Origin of the sequence: Shewanella kaireitica (genome assembly GCF_023284045.1) — a bacterium.
In the GTDB taxonomy this organism is placed as follows: Bacteria; Pseudomonadota; Gammaproteobacteria; order Enterobacterales; family Shewanellaceae; genus Shewanella; species Shewanella kaireitica.
This window is the reverse complement of sequence record NZ_JAKIKQ010000026.1, coordinates 1-25474: the sequence shown is the minus strand read 5'-3', so window position 1 is coordinate 25474 and position 25474 is coordinate 1. Positions and strand designations below refer to the sequence as shown.

The window sequence follows — 25474 nt, the reverse complement described above, 5'->3', positions numbered from 1 at the left end:
GAATAGTGCACTTCTTAAACATACTGGTGGTTTTAATATGCGTCCATTTTTGATTGCTCCCTCTATTTTGTCTGCAGATTTCGCTCGCCTAGGCGAAGACGTTGATGCTGTATTGAACGCGGGTGCCGATGTTGTCCATTTTGATGTAATGGATAACCACTATGTACCAAATTTAACCATAGGTCCTATGGTATGCAAAGCATTGCGTGATTACGGTGTAACGGCAGATATTGACGTTCATTTAATGGTTAAACCTGTTGATCGCCTAATCCCTGATTTTGCTAAAGCGGGCGCCTCAATCATCACCTTCCACCCGGAAGCAAGCGAACATCTAGATCGTAGCTTACAGCTTATCAAAGAGTCTGGTTGTAAAGCTGGCTTAGTGTTTAACCCTGGCACACCATTGCATTATTTAGATCATGTGATGGATAAGCTAGATGTCATTTTGTTGATGTCAGTAAACCCAGGTTTTGGTGGGCAGTCGTTTATCCCGTCAACGTTAGACAAATTACGTCAGGTACGTAAGTTGATTGATGACAGTGGTTTTGATATCCGTCTTGAAGTAGATGGTGGCGTTAAAGTGGATAACATCGCTGAAATTGCTGCTGCAGGCGCAGATATGTTTGTTGCTGGCTCTGCTATTTTCAATAAGCCAGACTACAAAGCGGTTATCGACGAAATGCGCGCCGAGCTTGCTAGCGTTGAGGCATAGTTAATGACTGATTTTAGTCAAATAAAAGCCGTCGCATTTGACTTAGATGGAACGCTAATTGATAGCGTTCCTGATCTTGCTGCTGCGACCAATGCGACTTTGCTAGAGCTTGAGTTGCCGTTAAGCAGTGAGTTACAAGTGCGCAGCTGGGTCGGAAATGGCGCTGAGATGTTGATGCGCCGAGCACTCAACTTTGCGCTTAGTACCGAGGTTAGTGACGCGAAACTTGCTGCATGTATGCCAAGGTTTATGCACTTTTATCAGCAAAACTTACAGCAGCATAGCCGTTTGTATGACAATGTAGAGCAGGTACTAAAGCAACTGCACTCTGCGGGTTACCAACTAGCTATTGTCACCAATAAGCCTTTTGAATTTACAGTGCCACTGCTTAAAGCGTTTAATCTCGACGGCTATTTTTCGATAGTACTAGGCGGTGATTCATTAGCCAAAATGAAACCCGATCCGCTACCGTTAATGCATATTATGCAACAGTGGCAGCTTGAGCCTGAGCAGCTATTAATGGTTGGCGACTCAAAAAATGACATAATTGCGGCAAAAGCTGCAGCTATCGGTTCAATAGGCTTGACCTATGGCTACAACTACGGTGAAGATATTGGCCTAAGCGGCCCGACCGCCGTATGTGAACAATTTAGTGAAATTTCCGCGTTACTAAAGTAAGCGCGACAAGCAATGGAGCAATAAATAAAATGACGACCCCTCTAACGAAACCTGTAGTCCTAAGTGGTGCTCAGCCCTCTGGTGCACTTACCATTGGTAACTATATGGGCGCGTTACGTCAATGGGTTGCCATGCAAGATAGTCATGATTGCCTTTATTGCGTCGTTGACCTGCATGCAATCACCGTGAGACAAGATCCAGTTAAATTACGTGAAGCTTGTCTTGATACTCTGGCGCTATATTTGGCCTGTGGTGTCGACCCTAAAAAGAGCACGGTATTTATTCAGTCACAAGTGCCACAGCATACACAGCTAGGTTGGGCGTTGAACTGTTACACCCAGATGGGTGAACTGAACCGCATGACGCAGTTTAAAGACAAATCACAAAAGCATGCCAACAACATTAACGTTGGTTTGTTTGGTTACCCAGTACTAATGGCTGCTGATATTCTGTTGTATCAGGCTAATGAGATCCCTGTAGGCCAAGATCAAAAGCAACATTTGGAGCTGACTCGTGATATCGCGACTCGCTTTAATAATGCTTACGGCGAAACCTTTGTCGTACCAGAGCCATTTATTCCAGAGCATGGTGCTAAGGTGATGTCGCTGCAAGATCCGCTAAAGAAAATGTCTAAGTCAGACGATAACCGTAATAATGTTATTGAGTTGCTAGAAGATCCAAAAGCGATTATGAAGAAGATCAAAAAGGCGATGACTGATGGCCAAGAGCCACCAATGGTGCGTTTCGACGCCCAAGAAAAGCCTGGTGTATCGAACCTTCTGAGTCTAATGTCAGGTTGTACTGGTCAATCAATCGCAGCACTAGAGGCTGAGTTTGAAGGCAAGATGTATGGTCATTTAAAGGTCGCTACCGGTGAAGCTGTTGTAAATATGCTTGAGCCAATTCAGCAACGTTTTAAAGAGTATCGCGAAGATCAAACATTCTTGAATCAAGTGATGCAAGATGGTGCAGAGAAAGCACAAGCTCGAGCTGAAGTAACAATCAAGCAAGTATATGAAAAGATTGGCCTTATCGTGTAGTTTGATAAAAGTCTAAATAACTAAAGCCAGCATCACTGCTGGCTTTTTTATTGTCTTATGATTGACGGCTGAGCCAGGCTACGAAGGCTTTAATAGCAGGCTCTTTTAAACGGCGTTGCTTACAGCTAAAGTAGAATTCAAACCCGGTTAAAATATCCGGTAGTGCTAGCTCATCTAATACACCTTTCTCTATATCAGTTTGCACCATAAAGTCTGATGCCAATGCAATCCCTTGACCTGCTATTGCCGCTTCAATTGCTAACAATACATGGCTAAAAATATGCTGTTGTTGTTCTGGCGGCAAAATCATATCGTTGGCAATAAACCAGCGATCCCAATCAAGCCCTAGCGGCCCTTCATCGACAGTAAGCAGTGGATGTGAGCCCAGTTCATGTATTGGGTCATCGGAGGATAATAAACTGGGACTGCTCACCGGTATCAAGCGTTCTTTATGTAGCGACTGATGATAATAACCGGGTTGACCACTTTGCCCAGTGATAAACATATCAGCTACGCTGTCACTGAGTTCAGGGTCATCAGTGATCATATCGAGACGGATTTTAATTTCTGGATGCTGTCTTCTGAATTCGTTAAGCCTTGGAATTAACCATTTTATGGCAAAGGAGCTGTAGACTGCGAGTCGCAATTGGTCATTACTGTCACCGCTTATTTGTTTGCTCAAATCACTTAGCTCATTAAAAATTCGCTCTAGCGATTCATAAAGGTGTTGGCCTTTGGTCGTTAGCCTTAACTGACGTCCTTCTCGTTTAAAAAGGCGCTCACCAAAGTGCTCTTCGAGCTGCCTGACTTGATGAGAAACAGCACTTTGGGTAATACACAGCTCGTGGGCGGCTTTGGAGAAGTGAGTCTGTCTTGCTGCAGCCTCAAAGACTTGTAGTGCACGCAGCGGCGGAAGTTTTCTCATGGGTGATCCTTATTATCGCGAGCAAATACACTTTCATATGAGCTTAATGAGTGATCCTGCTCATAGTATTAATTTAATTCATGTATTGATAAAAAACATCATTTCTAGTGCAGATTTGCGCGCTATATCATCCGCGTATATTGAGTTAAGTGATTAGAAGTTAGAGATGAAGTCAAATGTGATGATTGGCATTGGATTACTGATATTCGGTAATCTATTTAGTGCGCTGTATGATGTATCGATTAAATGGATGCCTGATGGCAGTAATGCTGCAACATTTTTGCTCATTCGCCAGCTATTGTCTGTTTTAATGCTACTACCACTATGGTTTGCAGCTCGATGCCCAACTTCCACGCACTTTAAACTGCACTTCTTTAGGGCTAACACCGGGGCTTTAGGGGCTGTGTGCTTAATAATGGGCCTAATGGCACTGCCCATGGCAACCGTGAGTTCGCTGTTCTTCTCTGCGCCGTTAATCATTGTTTTGCTTGGCTGCGTGCTGCTTAAGGAGAAAGTCACTCCTTCGCAATGGTTCGCCACGACTCTCGGTTTTATTGGGATCTTAATCTTGTTAAGACCAAGTGAGATAAATTGGTTTGGTATCGCAGTGCTTATAGCCGCATTAACTTTTGCGATTAATCAACTGGCACTGCGCAAGCTGCCAACCACAGAGAATCCAACAGTGACACTTATGCTGTATAACGCACTGAGCATTCCGCTGGTGGCGGTTATGGTTGCAGTGCAAGGATTAGAGGGTGTTAGCTGGCAACTAGTGGCTATTGCAGCGCTGAGCAATAGCTTTTTACTGGCCTATCATTGGTTTTGTGTATTGGCATATCGCCGAGCACAAGCAAGCCAGGTCGCTATTGCTGAGTATAGTGGACTGCTTTTTTGTGTCTTCTTCGGCTGGCTGTTGTTCGAGGAGTGGTTAGACGCATTAAGTTGGGTCGGTGCCGCATTTATTGTATTGCCGTCGCTTATCTTGCCATGGCTAAATCATAAAATAATTAACAGCAATCCAAAAAAAATCATCGAGCACAATGCACGATGATTTTATGATTTGCTCCGCTAACGGGTGTGCACCGATTATGAATCGGTGTATTCAAATACCTTAATCACTTTTCGCACGCCGGCGGTATTGCGGGTAACTTCAACTGCAAGATCAGCTTGTTGGCGTGCAACTAAGCCGATTAAGAATACTTCGCCGTTTTCGGTCACCACTTTAATATTAGTGACATCCAGCCCATCTTCACTCAGCATGCGGCTCTTGACCTTGGTCGTTATCCAAGTATCGTTGCTGCGGGTGGTAAATGAAGTTGGGTTGCCGATCCTAATTTGATTGTGGATCTTGCCGCCAATTTTAAGCTCTTGCACTGTGCGTACGGCTTTGTCCCTTAACATTGAATTAGGCGCTTGGCCTATCATCAAGACGTTAGAGTTCATCACCACACCGGTCACATTCGCTTGGTTTTTTAAGTCATCATGTGATGAAAGCGCGCTAGAAATATTAAAATCAGCGTTGGTATCATCAAGCTGCGTTTGAAAGCTGCGTTCATCGTTGACCATCATGGCGCCCCCAACTGCGCCGACCATTACGGCTCCCGCGCAGCCCTGAAGCATCAACAAGATAGTCACTAATGAAAGCAGCTTTCTCATGCTTGTTCGTCCTGAGGAAACAGTGTGCGATCGATGTTGTCACATAGGCAATGAATAGCCAATAAATGCACTTCTTGAATGCGAGCTGTCACATTTGAAGGGACTCGAATTTCAACGTCATTCACGCTCAGTAAGCCTGCCATTGCACCGCCGTCTTTACCAGTTAATGATACGATCGTCATATCGCGGCTCAATGCAGCTTCCATCGCCTTAATGACGTTACCTGAGTTACCACTGGTTGAGATAGCTAGCAAAATATCACCAGGTTGGCCTAACGCCATAATCTGTTTTGAGTAGATTTCATCGTAGCTATAATCGTTAGCAATAGCAGTGATAGTTGAGGTATCACAGCTCAATGCGATAGCAGGTAAAGGTGGGCGCTCTATTTCATAGCGATTTAACAGCTCAGCCGAAAAGTGTTGTGCATCACCAGCACTACCACCGTTACCACAGGCTAAAATCTTATTACCACCTAACAAACATTGCACCATCATCTCTGCCGCTTTCGCAATCGACTCTGGTAATGCTTCTGAAGCATCAATTTTAGTTTGAATAGACTCTGTAAAGCTGTCTTTTATACGCTCTAACATGGGATTACCTTTTTATAGTCCTGCGCGTTTCTATCTACGCACAATTTAAAATGAATTCGGGTCAAAACGCGCAGCGGATCCAATTTATGCCACTTAGATCGACTGCGATAACATCAAATCGACAAATAGCATCGATTTGGTTTAATTGTATGTAATGACTAGCTGTCTTTCTGATGCGGTTAGTTTGCGCCGAACTTAATGCATTCAACGCACCGCCAAATTGAGTATGAGTGCGATATTTTACCTCTACGAATACCCAATCTTTGCCATCGCGCATCACTAAGTCTATTTCGCCAAAACGATAACGTACGTTTTGTTCGACAAACTTTAGTCCATGTTGTTCCAAATACTGTCGCGCGGCGACTTCAGCTGCTTGTCCTTTAACTGCTGTTTTTTCTTTCAAATTCGCTCTTCCCTGTGGCGGTATTTGAATATAACGCAAAAAGCCTTTTAATAGCTAAGGCTCAGGCTAAATTTACATATCGCTAAAAAGCCTATTATAGCGGACGAAGGTTACCTCTCTGATAACGTCCCCAGCTCAGCTGGCGGTTAATTGTGCCATCCGGTTGTACCGACAATACACCACTTCGGCCAGAAAACTGGTAACCCGGTAATGCTCGCATTTGCGCAAGTTTACCGACTAAATCTAATGCGTCATAGCCCATAATATATAAGCGTTTACGACTGTTACTCCACTTTGGCCATAACTCATTCACCATACGCGTTTCAGTATTAGGGCTAATTAACCATGGAATATCACTAATGGTAAGGTTATTCAATTCACTGGCGGTTTCACGACTGTTGCTTTCAACTCGGCTGCGGCTGGTGGTATATAGCGGTACTGGCTCGGCAAAGACACTGAAATTAACGTCGATAAATGGCTTTAATAGCAGCAAATCACGGCTTGCCGAGATCATATAAATGGCATCAATATCGCGACGAGAGCGAAAATCTGCCTCTATCTTAGGTGTCAAAATCGCCTTAATTCGTGCTATACGCTCTTTGCTATCGATAACACCTAATGCTTTTTGTACCGTGACTTTCATTTTGTCACCAGCATCATAATAATGGATTTCAGCAGGCTTTTGAGTGAGCTGTTGCCAAGCTTGGCTAAAACTTTCAGCCATACGGTGGCCGACAGCATCATTGCTCACTAGCAGCAGAGGCTGCTCGATACCATCATTATAAAGTCTCTGAGCGGCATCAATCGCTTCATCTGTAGGAGATAGCGCGAAGAAAAATTTGTCATCTTGCGGAGTGAAATTATCAATGTGGTTTAAATAAAGCTGTGGAATGCTTTTCGCAACCGGAGTGCTTGGAGTCGTAGCAGGCGTAATGCCTCTACTGGCAGCTGAACTTAGTTGCGCGGCCTCAGTGATTGCTGGCGTGATGGCCATATCTTGTAACTGCTCGACTTCAGACTGCAGTAATGGGCCTATGATAAACTCTGCACCGGCAGTTACAGCTTGCTGGTAGGCCGCTTGTGCGCCTGTTGCCGTATCAAAAAACTTTACTGAAACACTGTCGTCTGCCGTCGCCATGTAATTGGCAATAATGCCCTGTTTAACCACATTTGCTACGACTGCTCTAGAGCCTGTTAGTGGTAATAGCACGGCGATATTCTTAGGCTGATAAGGCTTAGTGTTGAGGGCTTTTTCAAGATCTGTTGGCAGTTTAGCTGCAGCAGGGTGGGTTGGATTTAACTGCTGCCAGCTGCCCAATTGACGCACTAAATCATTAGGGTTAATAGCATAGTGTTTGGCAATGTAAGCTAGCTGAACCCAGCCTGAAAAAATCGGATTACTGCGATCATCTCGAAAGCTCAGTAATGTTTGCTCATTAATAGGCTGCAGTGAGCGCCAGATTTGGTCGTTGACTTCAAATGCTTGTGTTGCAGGTAAATACTGGCTGAGCAAACTTAGCTGCCGAACCTGTTCGATAGGCTGGTTGATCTGCTGATATAAGCGCGCCTTGAATTGGTAATAGCTGACCCATTGCCAATTTGGTAGCTGCCAATTGCTTGGATAGTTGAGGACTTCAAGGGCGTGATTGTAAGTTGAAATAACTTCTAAAACCCGTGCAGATAGATATTTGTGCTCTGCTAATAACTCAGGTTTTTGGGTTATATCTTGTGCAATTGACTTCAAAGTCTTATCTGCAGCGTTGGCATTGCCTTCGTTTAGCAGTGCGTGGGCAGCCAATAAAACATACTTATCACGAGTTTCGCGGTTTTTTTCATTGGCAGCTAACGCTAAGTACTGCGATGAAGCCTGCGTCACTGCAGACAACGAAACCTCTGTTTTTTCAGTCTTTACTGGCGTTGTCGGCGTACCACAACCGAACAAAACGGCAGATAAAATCGCGATTGAGATAAATTTAGTTGAATTCAGTCTTTTTAACACAGGTCTTCACTCTGGTAAGATGCTGTCATTAGTTTAACCTGCTCTTACGCTTGGCGAAAGTCTTGTTAAAAACTCTTGCCATTAGTCAATACAGAGGTAGATATGGACCTGTCGGTCGCGCTTTATATTGTTCCCACACCGATTGGGAATTTAGGAGATATTAGTAGCCGTGCAATTGAGGTACTTAATCAAGTATCACTCATCGCCTGCGAGGATACGCGTCACAGTGGTAAGTTGTTAAGCCACTTTGGAATTGAGACGCGTAAAACCGCACTGCATGATCATAACGAGCGTGATAGAGCGCAGTGGATCATTCAGAAATTGGGTAATGGTGAAGCGGTTGCACTTATTTCTGATGCTGGCACCCCACTTATTTCTGATCCTGGTTATCACTTGGTAAAGCAAGTGCGTGAAGCGGGTTTCGATGTTGTTCCTCTGCCTGGACCTTGCGCTGCTATTACAGCATTGAGTGCCTCTGGTTTACCGTCAGACCGCTTCTCATTTGAAGGTTTTTTACCTTCTAAAGAGAAGGGCCGTTTAGACAAACTCGCTGGCCTTAAAGAAGATCCTCGCACATTGATTTTTTACGAATCCCCGCATCGTATCGTACACAGCCTAGAGTCGATTGCTGCTGCACTTGGTGATGATCGTGAAATTGTGATGGCACGTGAAGTGACTAAAACCTTTGAGACTTTCTTATCAGGACCCGTTGCTGAAGTACTGAAAACGGTTAAAGCGGATCCTAATCAACAGCGCGGTGAAATCGTATTGATGTGTCACGGTCACCGTAGTGATGAAGAGTCAGAGTTTTCAACGATGGTTATCGATACCTTAAAATTACTGTGTGAAGAGCTGCCATTAAAGAAAGCTTCAGCGATTGCTGGGCAGATCTACGGCATTAAAAAGAATGCACTTTATAAGCATGGATTAGCTATCGGCCTCTAATTAGGCATAGAAACGCCCGATTTGGGAAATTCCTTGGTTTGTTGCTTGCGCTTAGGCTATAATCCGCGCCGAGTTGGCCAGACAGTTGCCGCGTTCGCAAGAACGGGGAGGAAAGTCCGGGCTTCAAAGAGCAGGGTACCAGGTAACGCCTGGGCGGTGTGAACCGACGACAAGTGCAGCAGAGAGAAGACCGCCAACTTCGGTTGGTAAGGGTGAAAGGGTGCGGTAAGAGCGCACCGTGCGGCTAGTAATAGTCCGTAGCAAGGTAAACTCTACCCGAAGCAAGACCAAATAGGGTCCCGTATGGCGCTGCTCGCGTTGGGACCGGGTAGGTCGCTTGAGCCTGTGAGCGATTGCAGGCCTAGATGAATAACTGTCCACGACAGGACCCGGCTTATCGGCAAACTCTTTGGATGAAGACAACTGCTTGTTCTACAAGCAGTTGTCTGATTTCTTATCTCAAACTATCCCCCCTGTTACACGGTGTGTTACACCACTTGTTACACGCTTTTCCATTTCTAAGTCCAAATCTCACTTACTATCTCAGACATACTTCTATTCAAAGTCGACTTCATAATCTGATTCAGATCATGAGGTACTTGTCATGAAAGCCGTTTATGGATTCAATCATCTCTATCTGCGCAACAACACTTATTACTTCCGCTTTATCTTGCGAAGACATCGAGTGAAGTTCCAATTATCCTTGAGTTTACAATCAACCGACTTTAATGAAGCCATTGTTTCATGGAAGAAAATAAGCATTGAGACCGCTAAACTGAAAAAGCTTGTACTGGCTTTCCAAAAGCATGAAACTGAAGAGATTGGTCGATTAGTAAATGGATTTAAAGTCAGTATGCAAAAACAGCTCAAGATGCACCACATTGACCCTATCGTTGCAGAGTTAGAACAGTCTTATAGTAATAATGCCCATCTGCTTAAGGTGCTAGGCAAGAATTGCCCGTTAGATTTCCCTGAGAGTTTTCACCACGCTTTAAAATCAATATATGAAAATGAATGCGGTATTTCGTCAGATCAAAAACTGGTGGAATATGTCAGTGATCTATCGAGTGCTGAAAAATCTACTTTCTTACAATACTTGGCAAGCGTGCTGGTTCGCTTCACTGAAGAAGATCAAGAGGTCAATAACGAAGGGTTAGCCTTAACAGCAAGAAATACATTAGCTACTCATGGCCTAGAGGCTAATGAAAACTCACTTGAGTTTCAAGTGTTAATGAGTAAGCTCAAATCTTCTACACAGATCCAAAACTCACTAATCGAAAGCGTTGCGAATGAAGATGGTGTGCGAGAGCGAGAATTAGCGTCGTTAGTACAAATAGCCCAGCCACAAGTCAGTACACCTAGCGGCGAGACCATCAGTGATGCACCGCTTTTCTCTGAGATATACAACGAATTTCTACAGCACAAAATCGCAAAAGAAAAGCTGACAGATAAGATGCAGCAAGATTACGCGAGAAAACATTTGGTGTGGCAAGCTTTAGTCGAAGACAAGCCTATAGACCTATACACTCCAAAGGATATTGGCCGATTTATTGATCGTTGCTTCGAATTGCCCAAAATGAATATTGCACCATATAGCAAAATGTCTTGGTCTGAGCGCTTAGAAGTTGATGTACCTGAAAAAGACTTAGCGTCAACGAAATCAGTGCACCATTATTACAAGTGGTTACAGGGTGTTTTTGCCTACGCTAAACGTGACACCATTGGCTATATCAATGCTTCCCCCTGCTCGATAAAGCGAGAGTTTAAGTCTAGAACTCGTGGCATGTTTGATGACCGAGAGCTACAAGTATTCCTAAAAGCGGCTGATAATGAGAAACAACTTTGGCGTAAGTGGATTGTTTATCTTGGCATCTACACTGGTGCTAGGCGTGGGGAGTTAGTTCAGCTTCGCAAAGAGGATGTTAAGTTTGACACTGCGACTAAACGTCATTACCTACTGATCACTGATGTACACGAAAGCCAAAAGCTAAAAACGGGCAACGCTAAACGTAAAATACCGTTACATATGGATCTAATCAGTGCTGGCTTCATCGATTATGTGGACTCTTGTAAGGAACGAGTATTTGATAGTGTGAATAATAGTGAGGTAGTGACCGCGTGGTTTGCGAGGCAATTGCAAAATCTTGAGATCGACTCAACTAATGAGTTAGGTCATATCCGGTCGTTTCACAGTTTCCGTCATACATTTATTTCTAAGGTGATGAACGCTGGTGTGCAGGTAAACCTAGTGCAGCAAGTGGTAGGTCATGAAATTAGCTCGTTTGGCATTACGAGTAACTACACACACAAGTCGACCGAGCTTAAGCATGTACTGCCAGTAGTAGATGGTCTGGTGTTAGAGATGACTGGAAAATGAATGCAGTAGCGTTGAAAGCTTGAGCGGGACTTATAGCCGGATCGACTTCAAACCTGACCTTTGGAGCAGTCTTCTATACCTTCGTTTCCCAGATGAGTAAACGAAGGTATAGAGGTAAATTCTGATCGTTATTTCTGTATTGCAATACATCGACTAGAACAAAGCATACTTTAGAGCCTGTGTTGTTTCTTGAAATATAGACTATATTTCAAGAAACTCCTTAAGAGCGCTTACACGCTTTACACGAGGCCCTTTCATTCTGGTTGAAGACGCCATGCTTTTCTTATAATCAAGGAAGTTTTGATTACTGTCTACATCAGCCCGCAAGCCAGTATAGAAAACTGCTAACTTCATTTTAATTTGGTCTTTATCAATGCCATGCTCTAGACAATAAAGGCTTAATCCCCATAGAGCATACAAGTGAGATACACCCGATACTTTATGTTGTTCGTAGTCAACATTTAAGGAGTCCAAATAAGCTGTAATTTCTATAAACATATTTCCAACCCCACGGTTGTTAATGTCTATGTCTTTGTATTTTTTATACATCAAATCTAATTCTGCTTGGTCTGATTTGAGAGGAGTACCTTCTAGTAGATAAAATAGTATCTCAGAAATAAACTCTCTATCTTCCATGCGTTTAACATCAACGTTAGCTAGCCTTTTCTGCCAAAAAGCTTCTTTTGACATATTTTCAATAAAATTCAGAAGATTCGTTCCATAATAGCTGGCTCTTCTAAGCTCTTGACCTTGGAGTGGCTCACCATTTCGGTTTAATCTATCGAAAATAGCATCAATAGTTTCTTTATCATCCGAGTCAATGTATTCAATTGGAATTGAGTACCTCCAGAAGTCTCTTCTTATATCTCTATATATTTCTTTATCAAGGTCTTTGAACTCAATTCCTGCCAAATTCTCTACATATAATGGTGAATCATCCCCATCAGATGAAGAGGTTATCTCACCTTTAATGAATGCAATAATTGATGTTAAGCGTTGCTTCCCATCAATAACCGCAAACGAAGTTTTACCAGTACTATCATCAATGGTCAAATGAAGAAAAATAGGAGGAATAGGAATGTTTTTTAAAATGCTATCAATCAAAAAAGATTGTTTTTCAGTTGACCATATGCTGTCTCTTTGATATCCAGGCTCAAAGTTGTATTTTTTAAGTTGGTAGTTTTCCCAAAAGGTAGCTAAGGAAATTGTGTTTGATTCTCTTTTAAAAAGAGTCATAGCATGAGCCTCTTGTTTAATACTGAACTATCATCATGATAAACATAGTTTTTGAAAAGACTTGTTAATACAGCATCCATAGCAACATTAGGATATGGGTTAAACATAAATGTATTTACTTCTGGAGAGCAGCAAGTGATAAGTTCATCTATTTCTGAACGATCAACATGCCAATATGAAATACCACAAATCATTAGTTCATCGCCGGATTTAAGCTTTTTAGCACATCCTGCTGCGGAGGTTCGTATTTGCCCTGACCATGACTGTTTAATTCGTTCTGTATCTCCTGCTGGTGGGACTAAAGCATTCACAAGACATTTACTTAGCGGTATATCATATTTTGTTTCAAAATCGTCAGTTGTAGCTTCACCGGGGATATCTTTTCCATAACCTATTTCATACTCTGCTAGGCTTTGGTTTTTATGGTAGAAGCTAATCGAACCGTGTGGTTTTATCAACGTGATCTTAGGAGATTCGCCATTATTACCACCTTCAACCTGTGAAAGCTTAAATGAAATATCATTCTCTATTAGAAGGCGTTCTAGCCAAGTATCATAATTATAAGTGATGATAGATATTGATTCATATATTTCTGATTCATTGGCTCTTTTTAAAAAATCAAGCCAAGCCCAGCCATCTAGTTTTTGTGTTAACGATCCATCTGGAACTAGTGAATTGTAGTAACTGAATAATGTCCTCAAATAACTAGTTAGCTCATAATATGCGTTGATATATATGTCATTTGGTTTTGCACTACCATCAGGAACCCTTGGCTTATTGTTTAAGACATGTACATTTAAACAAGTGATAATATTTTCTAGTAGAGCCATAGCATCATCTTTGCCCATATTTGGGCGAGCGCCTAAATTCCATAGGTTTGGGCAATGTTTGAAAGACAGATATCCAGCCTGTCCTGTTTCAGGCCAGGGGATTTCAGCTCCTTTGCTAAAAAGGTTGACGACATCAATCTCTTTTTCAAGTTTAGCTTGTTTAATAAGGTCTATGCTAAAACCATTGCCTAAAACGAGGCATAAATTTTTACCCATGAGTAGCTCCTTCTAGAGCTAGCTCAGGGAAAAGTAATGCTGTCATCTCTCGTATTGCGTCAAGTAGTTTATCTCTTGAGGATAGTTCGAAACATTCATCTACTGCTCTTTCTGGTTCCGACAAAACAGTTGTGATTGAGTGTGTTGCTACGGTCTTTAATGCTTGCCTGTCTTTATCATTTAGCTTTAGTGAAGCACCGAAATATTTTATTGAACGTGGCTTATCTATCCATAACCTAGTTTGTAGATGAACATACAGCGCTTTTGTTAAGCTACCTTCGTGAACTATTTGTAATCGACGATCTGGACGTAGAGAAGTTTTAGTAGCCATATAACCAAGGATGTCGGTAAAGCTGCATTCACCTATAAACTTTCGAAAGATATTTTCAATGAAATCTATAGTTTCGTTATTTACTACTGTTATGGGGTCCCTTGGTAATAATCCGGTAAAGGCAGTGGTATCAAATATGACGAAATCAGGATTAGAGGTGATCAGCTCGATATCAAGAGAGACTTTCAGTTTGGCTCTTAGATCGAAAATGTATGCACAAACACTTTCTTGGTAAAGCGTAGCACTATCAAAGCGGCTTATATTAGGTAATGGCAGCATTAGGAGGTTATGACCATTGGTACACCAGTGGTTATATATATCTATGGCTATCATCCATTCAAACCAAGTTCCTCGGCAATTGGATATAGCTCCTGAAGTAACTCTAGAGTCTTCAGTTTGAACTAGTTTTTGGATGTAATCGAGATGAGAGTCATAATCCCATGATTCATGAGGGACAAGGCCATTAATTGACGTAATAAAGGCATTTTTTGTATCTACGATCGCTTTACCGTTGCGATCATTCTTCACTAATTGTGGCATTAAGCTTTACTCCATATATTTGAAAGCTCAGTAGTGGTTGGCGCCGTTTAAGTCGGCATGCACTACTAAGACCTTTCAGGAGTATGCTTTTATATGTAGCTTATTGTCCAGTGCTGAAGTCTAACTTACGTATATTTCTTTAAGAAGTCATTGACTGTGTTAGCTAAACCTTTTGCTGCAAGGTATGGAACACCATTGCCAATAGTTTTGAACATATTACTCAGGGTCATCGTGGCTGGCAGATGAAAGTCAGCGGGTAAAGACTGAATGGCCAGAGCTTCTGCTGCACTAATTCTACGTGCCTTGTATGGATGAAGGTGAACTTCGTTATTTCCATATGCAGCCGTTGGTGAATATCGCCATCGGTGAAGACGTTTAAATGACTTTTTAGAGTCGTCACCTTCCTGAATAAACTTAAACTTGTCAGATTTAGGTTGGAAGTGATGATTAGCATTTGGGTGATTTAATACATCATTCTTATCGAACCAGTACTGAATCGATAACTCCTTCTGTTTAGGAGTAATGTGTTCAATATAGTCTGTCACAGTATCTTCCGAAAAAGGGCACATGTCGGGCCATTTGCCTTTGCCCATAACTTCGTCGATATCAACTGTTAAATGCTTATCCCAGTTAAAAGCAGTGCTGAGTTCAGAACCATTCAGCTTATGACTAATATGTTTGCGTTTAATACCGAATAAAAATATTCTATCTCGGTCTTGAGGAGCGCCATACTCAATGCTGTTCGTTAGTCGGTCTGTAAGTTCATAACCAGCTTTTACTAGCTGATCCTTCATGCTGTCGTAGAACTCTCTATGGCGCTTTGTACGCCATAGACCTTTCACATTTTCAAAGATAAAGTAGTCAGGGTTGTCTTTTATAATAAGGTCAACATAGGTACGAGTAAGCTTACCATTATCGCCTTCGCTCCCTTTATTTTTCCCACCGACAGAGAAGTCTGGGCATGGAGGTCCGCCAACGAACCCAACAAGCCGTCCAGTTGACTTTGCTTTTTCTACTTTAGTACTGAATTCAAGTCCTTCTTCCCCTGATAGAAAATCTTCAATGCTGTTTAAGCTATAGCCATGACTAGGCGCTTTATGCTTCATTTGTGCACGAGTGTATTTATACGCCTCTAAAAATGGTGGATGAAATTCGTTTACAAACGCCACCTCGAATCCGGCGTTTTCAAAGCCGAGGTCTAAAAATCCAGAGCCTGAGAAAAAAGAAAAAAGAATTGGTTTATTCATGAAGTAATGCAACCGAAATTAAGAGTTAGTGAAGAACCATCGACCGTGCAGCGTGTATGCTAACACTTTTATGGCTAAGGAATTAAGCAAATATTTGGATGAAAATCAGGAATGCAGTTAAGTTCTCTGGAGCTTACGTATGTGCAACTTTAGCTGTATGAACACTTAGTAAATAGGCTACGGAGCTATCGATTTGATTTGATGAGAAAACGACAGTGCTTTCTTCATCATGATGTATTTCAGGATACTCATCTGTACCGCTGTTAACGGCTGTCATCACAACATACCTATCTTGCTCAGTGTCTTCTCGTTGCTTCGGATCTTCATAATCGACCCACAGAACCATAAAGCCAGCTGGTGTTGTAAAGTAGAAGCTTGGTGATACATCGTTATGCCAGCTTTTGTCTACTAGCCAAGGGTGCAGGGTTAAGTCGAAGCCAAGCTCAAATTGTTGGCCAAATTCTTGTTTGTATAGTTCCATTGTTGTTCCTTAGCTAGGCGTTGGGTTGCACGCCTAGAATACCAATTTTATTGAAGTTATCTAGGTCACAGGACTGGTAATCATTACTCAGGCGTAACTTCAACTTGATAAGCTTTAATCCCAAGGCTATAGGCAAGAAAGTTTTGTTCCCATATTGGGTGTATTTCACTTGCTTGCTCTATTGGTTTAATGCCTAAGGCGTTTTGGAAAATGCCGCTATCAAAATCAAAGTCTAGCTCCTTGGTTAGTTCGGCTGTGTAACCAATGCCGACATAGCTAAAGTCGGTGATGTAGCAGACCCGCCACTGGTCGCCATGCTCTGCATTCGTCTCTTTCTCTAATCTGACCTCTACTGGATGAAAGCCACCGCGTTCAGCAGTGTAGTTTGGATCTCTGAAGTTAACAGTAATGGCTGAGGCTGCTTGATGGTTACTGATTAGCTCAGCTAAGTGCATGGCGAACATGGGCGAAATAGGTAAGCAAAGGTCTTGGTGTTTTATTTTGATAGTCATTGTGACGTCCGTTAGTTAGGCAAGTGAAAGCTTGGCCTGACTCATATCAGGCTTAAGCTTTGAACATTAGGGGGTAAGGGGAGTGGGGCTGTTTGCTTACTGGTTTTTACTGTTAGTTTTCTCTTTTGCCGCGCCCGGCTTTTTGCCTTTAGTGAGCAAAGGGTCTAGTTCGCCAGCGACCACAGCTTGGATAATGGTCTCAATTGTTGTCACTAACGCATCTTCTTCGCCTACCTCAATGGCGTGCATTCCTTTTTGTAGTTCCAGTGGCCTATTGCTACTGCGAACTTCTAGGTAGTAGCGGTTGTTACGCTTGTAGAACCAAGGGCTAACTTTCTTCGGTACTTTTACTTTTTCCTTCTCGCCTGTCTCTTCATTTTTTACCCATTTCTCGCGGTAGAAGGTATGCACTTCTTGTTCGATAAGAGCCGTGGCCAATATCTTTTGTTGACCTAACTTGGTGAGTAGTTTCTCTCTACGCTGGACGAGCGGATTACTGCTACCGTCTTCAGGGCGAGCAGTGACCTTGAGTGAACTCAATAATGATGTTGGCATGATGATTACCTTTAATTGTGGGTGTACGAATAGATGCCTAGCCCTGAATTGGGTTAGACATTATGGTATTGAATCGGGTGTTACTTACTGTGGTCGTGACTACTTGAAGCCGATGGTTATGTTGCCGGGTTTACTATTGTTCTCGGTGGTAAGGATTGCTAAGCATTCCTCTGTTGTGAGTTTTACGCTATGCAGTTTCTGTCGGCGCTTTAATATTGAAAAGTCGCCGGGGGTCAACAGTTTAAGTGAGTCTAGCGAGTTAAGTGTTTGAGTCGAAAGCTTATGGCTAGCTGTAACGTCGAGGAAGAGATCCTGAGCTTGTTTTTCTGCTAGATAATCAAATGATAACTTGAAATCAAATCGACGCATCACAGCTCTGTCTAGACGTTCTGAGTAATTCGTAGCAGCAAAGAATGGCTGATTGAAACACTCCATCTGAGATAGCAGTTCATTCACTTGCTGTATCTCCCAGCTTGCGTTTAAGCCGCCTCGGTCTAGGAGTAGGCTGTCCACCTCATCAAAGAATAAGATGCTGTTGCTTTCGTTGGCCTCTTGAAAAATCCGAGCGATATTTTTCTCACTTTCGCCTACGTACTTACCTAGTACATCGGAACACCTAATCGTTACTAGCTCACGGTTACAGGTGCTAGCTAAGTACTCAACGACTGCTGTTTTACCTGTGCCTGGAGGGCCTAATAGCAGAGTGCGGATATCGCATGTTTTACCTAAAGATTGTTCTAGCTGGGTAATCGATTGGTTGCCCCCTTTGATATTGAGGTACTCGGTAGAGAAGGGTAACTGTGGCTTATATCCCTGAGTGTGAGTGTTATGGCCGCAAGCCGTTAAGCTACTCTTTATCATTGTTTCAATATTATGCTCGGCAGCCTTACCTGTCAGCATGGTGTTGTGAGTGACGAAAGCTGCGTTAGTGATGTGAGCTGGTGTTAGTTCTGGTTGCTTGGCCAGTTGGCGTTTAAATACCTTGGATACCCTTAGCCCCTTGAAGCTGTTGTCCATCCAGCTTTCCATAACGCGGTTGTCAGGAATCGTGACATTGAGGACATAGGTGAAGCGGCGTATGCAGCTATGAGGAATAACATCTATGTGGTTGGTGATCCAAAGGGTTGGCATCGTGTTTTTTTCCATCAGCTCATGCAGCATATCCTTGCCATAACCACGATGAGAAAGGCTTTGCTCAAAGATATCTTCACACTCATCAATGAGCAGTAAGGTCTTTTCATCAGGGGAGGCCAACCGTTGCACTAGCGTGAGGTATTGCAGCCTAAGGTTAGAGCTGAAGGCTTGCTTCTTGAACCTAGCACGCTCTTCTGGCATTTCATCGCCTATGGGCTTAATGGCGAAAAGGTGCGAGTGTGTTTTATCTGCCAGCACTTTGGCTAGTTCGGTCTTACCTGTGCCGGGCAAGCCGTAGAAAAGGATGTTAATTCCCTGCATGGACTGATTGATACTGTTGTCTAAGAACTGCAGCAAGGTGTCACACTCTAGGTGGCTAAAGTGGCGTAACTTCAGTTCTGATTTAGGTTTAGATTGTATGAACGGCTCAATAAGATTGATGTACTCATCCACCTTGTTACCGAGCAGTAAGCTAGTGATAGCCTGCGGTAGGTTCATGAAATCAATGAGGCTACTATCGAAGAACTGGTCAAACAGCCCAGTAGACACCAGCACCTTTAAGACTTCAACCAGCTTAGCCTCAGGTATATCTAACGTGTAGGCGAACATCGCATTGGCGTAATTGTCCTCTGGTAATATCTTGTTGATGAGGTCAAATAAGCCTCGGTTAACATTCATCACCGCAATAAATTTTACCACCTTCCAACCGTCACTTGGCAAGCCTAACCCTTGGGAAAGTAACTTGCAGTTGTGGTCTAGGTTAATGGTATTTTCCTGAAGACATTGTTGCTTGAGGTGCTGCTTTAGATTGTTGAGATTGTTGCCTGCGCCTAACCTGATACCTTTGCCGCACACTACTTTTATCATGCGGCTGTTGAGTTCCTGAAGGTCAGTATCATCGACATAACCAGAGGCGAGGGCGCTATAGGCGTAGCCGGTTGCACTACTTTGGTGTGACTGTATTTGTGATACTTCCAATATCAAATTATCTTCGGCCAACGGTGTATGAAGCCTAGTCATCCTCACCTCCAGCTTGCGGGTCATTAAGTTGGTAGCTCAGCTGATCAATCGCCTCTCTCATTACTGATTCATCACGCTTATCATAAATCTGAGTAGTGGTAACATTTGCGTGACCTGCAAGCTTACTGGCGGTGCTTAAATCGACTTTCTGGTTGAGTAGTTCGGTAATGAACGTGCGGCGTAAATCGTGTGGTGAAATATTGATGCCTGTGTTGGCTAGGGTACGTGCTTTAACTATCTGGTATAGGGCTGCACTACTAAGGCCGCGACCATGTTTTATTACATTGTTCCAGATGGGATTAAACAGGTCACCTTGTTGATGAGTCCTAACCCTTAGCCAGTTTTCGATATAGGTTAACGCCCACATTGGGATGGGTTGGTTGCGTGGTTTTTTACCCTTGCCGGACTTAACGGTAAGAGTGTACTTATCAAGGTTAATATCACTGACAGTTAGGTTGGCTAACTCAAAGCGCCTCAAGCCAGTACTTAGGAACAACGCCAAGATACAACAGTCCCGTTTACCTATGTACCGTTTATCCAAATAGCAGGTAGTAATTAATTGGCTAACACAGTCGGATGATAATGCCTTACCTCGGCTACTTGGGTTGATGGGAAGTCGCTTAACCGCTTGCACTTGACGCCATTGCATATCGTCGACCACTCCCATCAGGAAGCCTGTCTTGACGATAGCCTTAAGTGCGAACAGTACTAAGTTAATCGTCCGAGGTGATTTCCCATCATCCAGCTTATGGCGTTTTACGTATTCGATTTGAGCGTAATTCAACGTGTGAAAGGGCTGTGACTCTACTTCACCTTTCCACTTGAGTAGCTTGCGTACGGTGTTTAATTGACAGCGCAATGGTCTACGCCCACTGGGCGCAAGGCGTGACAAAAGCAACGCCGTTGGAGTTTGATTATTCATAAGGGGAGCCTAGATAGAACACGAAGAGCTTCGTGCTGATAACACTATTATATCAGGCTGTTGAGAGCGGTTTTAGTGGTGCTTTCAGACGGTTAGTTTTCATGAGGTAAAGTTGTTAAACCAGTTGTTCTAGTGTGTAAATGATTGTTCAGCGAGTGGAAAATGGTAAAGTCTCTACAAGCTCAATTTCCGGGCTGATTTATTCATGTTCAAAGCATTAGGGAAAATGTGGAGATGAGTCAGTTTCAGGCTGTAAAAATGACATATGCACTGAACAACGAAGAAAACTTTGTTTCAGTTGAAGATGTTGAAAATGGTTTAGGTTGTGAATGTGTTTGTATAGATTGCCACGGTCGACTATCCGCAAAGCAGGGCAAGGTCAAACAATGGCATTTTGCTCACCACCAAGAGTCTGATAAAGAAAACTGCCAATGGAGTGGTGAAAGTGAAATACACCTTAGAGTTAAAAAGTACCTGGATACACATAGAAAGCTAACAGTGCCACTAGGCTTCAGTAATCCGACTATGTTCACGTTAAACTTCGATGAAATTCAGCTAGAAAAAAGTTTAAGGCCAACAAAGCGCATACCTGATGTAACGGGTTATTGTCGTGGGGAAAGGATACTTATTGAAGTTAAGGTTACACATGAAGTTGATAGAAAGAAAGTTTCAGAATATAAGGCCGCAAATGCTTCTGTTGTAGAAATTGATTTTAGTGAGTTCACCTTGCTTGAGGATCGTATTTCTGACAAACATATTGAGCGGCACCTCTGCCGAACCAGCTTTAATTGGATATCAGTAGCCCCAGTAGGTGTAATTGCCGAACAGTTTCAAAATCATGAGAGAGCTGTCTCAAAAACATTAATAGAAAAGAATAAAAAGCTTAGAATCCAGCACAGTCTGTTAGAAGACGAAATAAATCAAAAGTGTGATTATATTAATTCTTTCAGTTATAGATATGAAGACAACCAGAATAGGATGAAAACCCTTACAGATGAACTATCTTATGTTTCAGTTCAAATTCAAGAGTTGAGAAATGAAAAGTTAAGACATATTGATGCCGCACGTTCATCATTTACAAATACAATGAAGGCAATGGAAGAAGAATATCTAAGGCAGCTTGATGCTCAAAATACGAGTAAACTTGAGTTGATCGAGGAAAAATTCACTCGTAAACTTAAAGTAAAGTATAAGGACTTGATTGCAGAGCAAGCTGATGCCGAAAGCCTATTGGCATCTACCTCTAGCTTATTATCTACATCTAAAACAGAGCTAGAAGTGGTTAATAAAAAGGTCGAAGAAATAAATGAATTGGAGATTAACCTTCTGAAAAGAGAGGCTCTTTTAAAGAAAAAAGAGCAAGAGTGGTTACGGGCTGCAAATGCAAGCGCTTCTATTAGAAAGCACTTCTTAAGATTGGAACCTGATTTACGTTTGATATGCCGCAAAGGTGGGGTGCCTTGGCCGTTCAATGGCAATCTCTTGGATGAACTGAGTCTTGAGGTGTGAACGTAAACTATCAACTTCACGGTAACGTACACTAACCGGAAGTGGGCTAGCTCTTGTCTGATTATGGTGAAAATTGTCGCATTTCATGTTTCAGTATCACTACACACGACGAAAAAATAGACCCGCAAAGGCAGCTTAAAACACACCCTAGAGCATGAATTAAGCGACTTTAGAACCATGATTGTCGTGAGTTTATCTACAGTAGGCTGTCAGCATGATAGCTAGGCCAGTTACTATATTGTGCTACTGTCAAACTGAAGTAGCCTACTAGGTGTGTCGTCAATGATGAATTTATCAGACTTTTTAGCACCACTATATGCAGCCTGTCTTGAAGTAGAGCTACATATCACCAGCTCTTTTTTTGCTCTGGTGATTGCAACATACCACAGACAATGTTCGGTTTGTTTATTGTTCAAATATGTCCCCCATTGGCTAGCAGTCAGTCTCGGGTCAATTAGATAACAGGTAGGCCACTCTCGGCCTTTGGCTTTGTGTATAGTGATAATCGAAACTCCATTCTTAACACCTTTTTTCTTGATTGGAATTTTCGCTTCTTCAAGAGCTTTCTTTATTACATCTCCCTGCTTGGATCCCCGAATAAGAATTGCTATTTGACTTAATTTGGTGCCATCGAGCTTCTTTATCTTGAGTTTGTTTGCAAGCCAAGCAGATGTTTCTTGCAGGCTGTCAAAGTCAGCTATAGTTGGTTTAGAGGCCGAAGGGCAATTAGTGCTAACGATGTTCATCTGCTTGTTGATTTGCTTTCTATACCAGTTGCTAACTTCTACAATCTCTGGAGAAGATCGGTAATTCTCAGATAAGTAATAAGTTTGAGTTCCTTTGTACATAGAATCAAAATCAATAAACTTCTCAACAACTCCCCCGCTAAATTCAAATATAGACTGGGCAGGATCACCTACACAGAACACTTTTGTGCCATTGCAGATTAGTTTATCCACAATAGACCATTGGGGGGTATTTAAGTCCTGCGCCTCATCTATCAACATGTAACGGCAATGCTCTACAGTCCATTTAGCGGCTTTTTCATTACTAAGTAACTTGTCGGCTTCAAATAGCATATCGCAATAATCTAATTTCATTGCCTTCCGTTTAGCTGCTGCATATAGGTTTATTAGTAGCTCTGCTTGCTTCACGTTGAATTGGTAACGATCTTTAAGCGCTTGCACTGGGCACTCTTGGTTTATGCGTGCCTTATTCATTACTTCAACAGCACGAGTAGCTTTGTTAATTAATTTTGGATCAACCCCCCTCATGCAGTCTTTGATAATTGAACACAACTGTTCTTCATCGAGAGTAGTAAATTTCGCAAGCTTAGATTGTGGGCAATTTTTAAGTATGCGCATGCAAAATGAATGGAATGTTGTGGCTACTCTAGAGGTCCCCAAGCCTAAAGTTTTTTTAATTCTCTTGTTCATCACTTTAGATGCGTTCTTAGTAAAGGCGACTAAGCGGATTTCTCTGAGGTGAACTCTATGACATGTTACTAAGTGAACAGCTCGGGCTACGAGTACTCCTGTTTTACCTGTTCCAGCCCCTGCCACCACCTTTGCATGTCTTGCGATATCGCAATTAACAGCCTCTTTCTGTTCAGTATTAAGCTTCATCATTGAACTCCTTGAACTTGGACTTAGGAGTTGCCAATATAGGCTTCAATTCAATGAGAGCCTTCGCCTGCTCTTGTGCTGTCCAGCGACTGTTTAGAGATAATAGGTTAAACCCATTATGTCTGTTTAGCCTACTTTTCAGGTAATGAAGTCTTCTTCGGATATTCATAATAGTCTTGTTTACCAGGAGTTCTTTGTGCCACTTTTCAGGTATATGGTGGAAGTCGAGTGGGTCAATAATCCGTAAGCCATCAAGCTTAACCAATGCATTGTTTAAGTTCGTTAGCATCAAACCCCGTTGGTTATCCCAGCAGTTAAGTTCGTACTCTAATCGGGCTGCTACGGTATGTTCACTGACATTAAGCTTGCAGCCACTGTTTAGCTTATTCAGAAGCCAGCAGTATATTCTGTACTTACTCTTGCGAGTACGGTCAAAGTCGTCTTCCTTAGGAAAGGGACCTATATATAACGTTTCACAAATAGCGTCCTCAGCTTCTGGATAGCAAGTACTGTGTTGAGAGTTACCATGAGGCGGCATGAATAGTAAAAATACTGATGATATACCGGGTAGGTTAACTGCTACATCAACCCTTGTTACTATGGCTTTAGCAATCATAATATTGTACTCAACAGCCCCTAGCACTTTGTAGATATGGTTAAATGCAGCTGCTAACTCTAACTCACTAAAGTGACGAGGGTTAAAGCAAAAGCGAAGACCTTTGTAGTTGCTCTTACTACCATCTGCAAGATAAATTGAGAGAACAGCTTCTGGCTTTCCCTTCACCCTGACCTCAAACTTCAATATGTAATGTGGCCTGTCCTTCTGACCTTTTTTGAACCCTCTGTTTATACCATCCATGCGTACGGCTTCTACAGTTATATAGGGCTGTAGGTCGGGGCTTACTTTTAGCAACCCCTTGGACTTACAAGTGGTAAATTTAATAAACTTGGTTGCTTTTCTGTTGTAGGAGACTGTGAAGTCAAGTTTATCTATTTCTAGGGTTAAGTACTTTTTAGGGTGTTTAAGGTACTTTCTCAGCAATTTACTCTGATAGCTGCAAATGCGCTTACTGCGCAAAACTTTAATGAATTTTGCTGTATCTGTACCATTACCAGCCATATAGGAGACAAGGCTAACCAAAATTGCATTTATGGGTTTATTTAATAGTTTTCTTACTGTTTTCATCAAATTAACGATTTTCATAGTGTTTTCAACCTTTGAGGATGCAGATAAATTACTTAAATAGAGGTGTTAGAGTTGTCTATCTGCATCTGTGTCTGTTTATCAAATTTAACGTGATGTAATAAAGTGGGCTAACAGCGAATGAAATGGGAAAGAGGTACCTGTTTAGGTGCCTATTAACCATCTCTTACTCATTAGCGCGTTGGTTTTAAAATAATTAGGTTATTAATATCGTTGATAAAATCAGCTCTAAGACATGAGGTCGATTCTAAATAAGCTATTAACTTAGTTGCTTGCTTGGATGCTTTACGTTCGTTGGGTTGGAAATCTTCGAGTAAGTACGCAAAAGCAGTACAGGTAAGTAAGATATCTGCGCGGTTGATTAATAGAGCTTCAAGCAATTGATTGGTTTTGTGTATGTCGCATTTGACATTCGTCAGTTGTTGCTCGATGAGGCAAGTTTGTTTACATATAAGGTTAGATACTTTATCAAAATCGAGTTTGGTTTTGATCGATTCTAATGATGGGCGTGTCTTACGTTTTGGACATATAGCTTTCTTTTTTGACTTTATATTTTGTGCTTTTTTGCGAACCAAAGGTAGTTTAGGAGTACGGAGTTGTATTGGGAGGGCTATCACCTCCAGTTCTTTTTTAGGTTTAGATTTGAGTCCTATTGACTGGCTTGATTCCGGTTGGTCTTGCTTTTCTTGATTGGGGCAAGAGGTTGTTTCAGGCTGGCTTGATTCGGGTTGGCCTTGCTTTTCTTGATTGGGGCAAGAGGTTGTTTCAGGCTGGCTTGATTCGGGTT

General features: G+C 42.3%; 24 protein-coding genes and 1 other RNA gene. 8 read left to right on the top strand and 17 right to left on the bottom strand.

The genetic code is table 11. The annotated features are described in order from the left end of the window. The first annotated feature begins 37 nt into the window (after window positions 1–37). Genes rpe through trpS form a run of 3 tightly spaced genes read left to right on the top strand, consistent with a single transcriptional unit; the run spans window position 38 to window position 2430 of the window. The gene (rpe, locus tag L2730_RS20855) at window positions 38–712 is read left to right on the top strand and encodes a ribulose-phosphate 3-epimerase (RefSeq protein WP_020912190.1); all 675 of its coding nucleotides are present in this window, start codon (window positions 38–40) and stop codon (window positions 710–712) included. A 3-nt stretch (window positions 713–715) separates the two neighbouring features. Beyond that, a complete protein-coding gene (locus L2730_RS20850; protein ID WP_248976346.1) occupies window positions 716–1390 on the top strand; it encodes a phosphoglycolate phosphatase in 675 nt (224 codons plus the stop codon). A 29-nt stretch (window positions 1391–1419) separates the two neighbouring features. Then, a complete protein-coding gene (gene trpS, locus L2730_RS20845) occupies window positions 1420–2430 on the top strand; it encodes a tryptophan--tRNA ligase (RefSeq protein ID WP_248976345.1) in 1011 nt (336 codons plus the stop codon). Window positions 2431–2485: 55 nt separating this feature from the next. On the opposite strand, the gene L2730_RS20840 is transcribed toward trpS, so the two are convergent. Next, on the bottom strand, window positions 2486–3355 hold the full coding sequence (locus L2730_RS20840; protein WP_248976344.1) for a LysR substrate-binding domain-containing protein: 870 nt from the start codon (window positions 3353–3355) through the stop codon (window positions 2486–2488). Window positions 3356–3521: 166 nt separating this feature from the next. On the opposite strand from L2730_RS20840, the gene L2730_RS20835 reads away from it, so the two are divergent. Next, on the top strand, window positions 3522–4406 hold the full coding sequence (locus L2730_RS20835) for a DMT family transporter (protein WP_248976343.1): 885 nt from the start codon (window positions 3522–3524) through the stop codon (window positions 4404–4406). Between the two features lie 35 nt (window positions 4407–4441). On the opposite strand, the gene L2730_RS20830 is transcribed toward L2730_RS20835, so the two are convergent. The 4 genes from L2730_RS20830 to L2730_RS20815 all read right to left on the bottom strand — a co-directional run bounded on the left by L2730_RS20830 (window position 4442) and on the right by L2730_RS20815 (window position 8003). Then, window positions 4442–5011, bottom strand: coding sequence for a BON domain-containing protein (locus L2730_RS20830; protein ID WP_248976342.1), 570 nt, complete (start codon window positions 5009–5011; stop codon window positions 4442–4444). Then, complete coding sequence (locus tag L2730_RS20825; RefSeq protein WP_020912196.1) at window positions 5008–5601, bottom strand: phosphoheptose isomerase; 594 nt, start codon at window positions 5599–5601, stop codon at window positions 5008–5010. Before L2730_RS20825 ends, L2730_RS20830 begins: the two co-directional genes overlap by 4 nt. Before the next feature lie 61 nt (window positions 5602–5662). After that, window positions 5663–6004: a YraN family protein gene (locus L2730_RS20820; RefSeq protein WP_248976341.1), complete on the bottom strand. Its 342-nt coding sequence runs from the start codon at window positions 6002–6004 to the stop codon at window positions 5663–5665. A gap of 94 nt (window positions 6005–6098) precedes the next feature. After that, window positions 6099–8003, bottom strand: coding sequence for a penicillin-binding protein activator (locus L2730_RS20815; protein ID WP_248976340.1), 1905 nt, complete (start codon window positions 8001–8003; stop codon window positions 6099–6101). Between the two features lie 102 nt (window positions 8004–8105). Between L2730_RS20815 and rsmI the strand changes: the two genes are divergently transcribed. The 3 genes from rsmI to L2730_RS20800 all read left to right on the top strand — a co-directional run bounded on the left by rsmI (window position 8106) and on the right by L2730_RS20800 (window position 11325). Beyond that, complete coding sequence (gene rsmI, locus L2730_RS20810; RefSeq protein WP_248976339.1) at window positions 8106–8948, top strand: 16S rRNA (cytidine(1402)-2'-O)-methyltransferase; 843 nt, start codon at window positions 8106–8108, stop codon at window positions 8946–8948. A 69-nt stretch (window positions 8949–9017) separates the two neighbouring features. After that, window positions 9018–9361: RNase P RNA component class A (gene rnpB, locus L2730_RS20805), an RNA gene on the top strand. A 191-nt stretch (window positions 9362–9552) separates the two neighbouring features. Continuing rightward, the gene (locus tag L2730_RS20800; protein ID WP_248976338.1) at window positions 9553–11325 is read left to right on the top strand and encodes a DUF3258 domain-containing protein; all 1773 of its coding nucleotides are present in this window, start codon (window positions 9553–9555) and stop codon (window positions 11323–11325) included. A 201-nt stretch (window positions 11326–11526) separates the two neighbouring features. Here the strand turns inward: L2730_RS20800 and L2730_RS20795 are convergent, their stop codons facing one another. The 9 genes from L2730_RS20795 to L2730_RS20755 form a co-directional block, all read right to left on the bottom strand. Further along, on the bottom strand, window positions 11527–12561 hold the full coding sequence (locus L2730_RS20795; protein ID WP_248976337.1) for a DUF262 domain-containing protein: 1035 nt from the start codon (window positions 12559–12561) through the stop codon (window positions 11527–11529). After that, window positions 12558–13607 (bottom strand): SIR2 family protein, encoded by a 1050-nt coding sequence (locus L2730_RS20790; protein ID WP_248976336.1) that lies wholly within the window; start codon window positions 13605–13607, stop codon window positions 12558–12560. The genes L2730_RS20795 and L2730_RS20790 overlap by 4 nt, the downstream gene beginning before the upstream one ends. Beyond that, entirely contained in the window at window positions 13600–14478 is an 879-nt protein-coding gene (locus L2730_RS20785; RefSeq protein WP_248976335.1) for a Cfr10I/Bse634I family restriction endonuclease, read from the bottom strand. Before L2730_RS20785 ends, L2730_RS20790 begins: the two co-directional genes overlap by 8 nt. Window positions 14479–14603: 125 nt before the next feature. Continuing rightward, window positions 14604–15725 (bottom strand): DNA cytosine methyltransferase, encoded by a 1122-nt coding sequence (locus tag L2730_RS20780; RefSeq protein ID WP_248976334.1) that lies wholly within the window; start codon window positions 15723–15725, stop codon window positions 14604–14606. Between the two features lie 133 nt (window positions 15726–15858). Then, window positions 15859–16206: a hypothetical protein gene (locus tag L2730_RS20775; RefSeq protein WP_248976333.1), complete on the bottom strand. Its 348-nt coding sequence runs from the start codon at window positions 16204–16206 to the stop codon at window positions 15859–15861. Between the two features lie 83 nt (window positions 16207–16289). Next, window positions 16290–16718: a DUF2787 family protein gene (locus tag L2730_RS20770; RefSeq protein ID WP_248976332.1), complete on the bottom strand. Its 429-nt coding sequence runs from the start codon at window positions 16716–16718 to the stop codon at window positions 16290–16292. A 96-nt stretch (window positions 16719–16814) separates the two neighbouring features. Beyond that, entirely contained in the window at window positions 16815–17273 is a 459-nt protein-coding gene (locus tag L2730_RS20765) for a DUF6641 family protein (RefSeq protein ID WP_248976331.1), read from the bottom strand. A gap of 99 nt (window positions 17274–17372) precedes the next feature. Continuing rightward, entirely contained in the window at window positions 17373–19427 is a 2055-nt protein-coding gene (locus tag L2730_RS20760) for an AAA family ATPase (RefSeq protein WP_248976330.1), read from the bottom strand. Then, window positions 19420–20349: a tyrosine-type recombinase/integrase gene (locus L2730_RS20755; protein ID WP_248976329.1), complete on the bottom strand. Its 930-nt coding sequence runs from the start codon at window positions 20347–20349 to the stop codon at window positions 19420–19422. The genes L2730_RS20760 and L2730_RS20755 overlap by 8 nt, the downstream gene beginning before the upstream one ends. Before the next feature lie 234 nt (window positions 20350–20583). Here L2730_RS20755 and L2730_RS20750 point away from each other — a divergent pair, with 234 nt between their 5' ends. Then, window positions 20584–21858: a competence protein CoiA family protein gene (locus L2730_RS20750; protein ID WP_248976328.1), complete on the top strand. Its 1275-nt coding sequence runs from the start codon at window positions 20584–20586 to the stop codon at window positions 21856–21858. 233 nt (window positions 21859–22091) lie between these two features. On the opposite strand, the gene L2730_RS20745 is transcribed toward L2730_RS20750, so the two are convergent. The 3 genes from L2730_RS20745 to L2730_RS20735 all read right to left on the bottom strand — a co-directional run. Then, window positions 22092–23486 carry a UvrD-helicase domain-containing protein gene (locus tag L2730_RS20745; RefSeq protein ID WP_248976327.1) on the bottom strand — a complete coding sequence of 465 codons (1395 nt, stop codon included), beginning with the start codon at window positions 23484–23486 and terminating at the stop codon, window positions 22092–22094. Further along, window positions 23473–24687: a hypothetical protein gene (locus tag L2730_RS20740; RefSeq protein ID WP_248976326.1), complete on the bottom strand. Its 1215-nt coding sequence runs from the start codon at window positions 24685–24687 to the stop codon at window positions 23473–23475. The genes L2730_RS20745 and L2730_RS20740 overlap by 14 nt, the downstream gene beginning before the upstream one ends. Before the next feature lie 173 nt (window positions 24688–24860). Further along, a partial coding sequence (locus tag L2730_RS20735; protein WP_248976325.1) for a hypothetical protein occupies window positions 24861–25474 on the bottom strand: 614 nt, incomplete at its 5' end.

Coding starts and splice junctions, on each gene's coding strand:
- L2730_RS20780 (WP_248976334.1), bottom strand. CDS start 15,725: ATGAATAAACCAATTCTTTTTTCTTTTTTCTCAGGCTCTGGATTTTTA.
- L2730_RS20830 (WP_248976342.1), bottom strand. CDS start 5,011: ATGAGAAAGCTGCTTTCATTAGTGACTATCTTGTTGATGCTTCAGGGC.
- L2730_RS20765 (WP_248976331.1), bottom strand. CDS start 17,273: ATGCCAACATCATTATTGAGTTCACTCAAGGTCACTGCTCGCCCTGAA.
- L2730_RS20840 (WP_248976344.1), bottom strand. CDS start 3,355: ATGAGAAAACTTCCGCCGCTGCGTGCACTACAAGTCTTTGAGGCTGCA.
- rsmI (WP_248976339.1), top strand. CDS start 8,106: ATGGACCTGTCGGTCGCGCTTTATATTGTTCCCACACCGATTGGGAAT.
- L2730_RS20825 (WP_020912196.1), bottom strand. CDS start 5,601: ATGTTAGAGCGTATAAAAGACAGCTTTACAGAGTCTATTCAAACTAAA.
- L2730_RS20750 (WP_248976328.1), top strand. CDS start 20,584: ATGAGTCAGTTTCAGGCTGTAAAAATGACATATGCACTGAACAACGAA.
- L2730_RS20795 (WP_248976337.1), bottom strand. CDS start 12,561: ATGACTCTTTTTAAAAGAGAATCAAACACAATTTCCTTAGCTACCTTT.
- trpS (WP_248976345.1), top strand. CDS start 1,420: ATGACGACCCCTCTAACGAAACCTGTAGTCCTAAGTGGTGCTCAGCCC.
- L2730_RS20745 (WP_248976327.1), bottom strand. CDS start 23,486: ATGATGAAGCTTAATACTGAACAGAAAGAGGCTGTTAATTGCGATATC.
- L2730_RS20775 (WP_248976333.1), bottom strand. CDS start 16,206: ATGGAACTATACAAACAAGAATTTGGCCAACAATTTGAGCTTGGCTTC.
- L2730_RS20785 (WP_248976335.1), bottom strand. CDS start 14,478: ATGCCACAATTAGTGAAGAATGATCGCAACGGTAAAGCGATCGTAGAT.
- L2730_RS20790 (WP_248976336.1), bottom strand. CDS start 13,607: ATGGGTAAAAATTTATGCCTCGTTTTAGGCAATGGTTTTAGCATAGAC.
- L2730_RS20850 (WP_248976346.1), top strand. CDS start 716: ATGACTGATTTTAGTCAAATAAAAGCCGTCGCATTTGACTTAGATGGA.
- L2730_RS20800 (WP_248976338.1), top strand. CDS start 9,553: ATGAAAGCCGTTTATGGATTCAATCATCTCTATCTGCGCAACAACACT.
- L2730_RS20740 (WP_248976326.1), bottom strand. CDS start 24,687: ATGAAAATCGTTAATTTGATGAAAACAGTAAGAAAACTATTAAATAAA.
- L2730_RS20755 (WP_248976329.1), bottom strand. CDS start 20,349: ATGAATAATCAAACTCCAACGGCGTTGCTTTTGTCACGCCTTGCGCCC.
- L2730_RS20770 (WP_248976332.1), bottom strand. CDS start 16,718: ATGACTATCAAAATAAAACACCAAGACCTTTGCTTACCTATTTCGCCC.
- rpe (WP_020912190.1), top strand. CDS start 38: ATGCGTCCATTTTTGATTGCTCCCTCTATTTTGTCTGCAGATTTCGCT.
- L2730_RS20760 (WP_248976330.1), bottom strand. CDS start 19,427: ATGACTAGGCTTCATACACCGTTGGCCGAAGATAATTTGATATTGGAA.
- L2730_RS20835 (WP_248976343.1), top strand. CDS start 3,522: ATGAAGTCAAATGTGATGATTGGCATTGGATTACTGATATTCGGTAAT.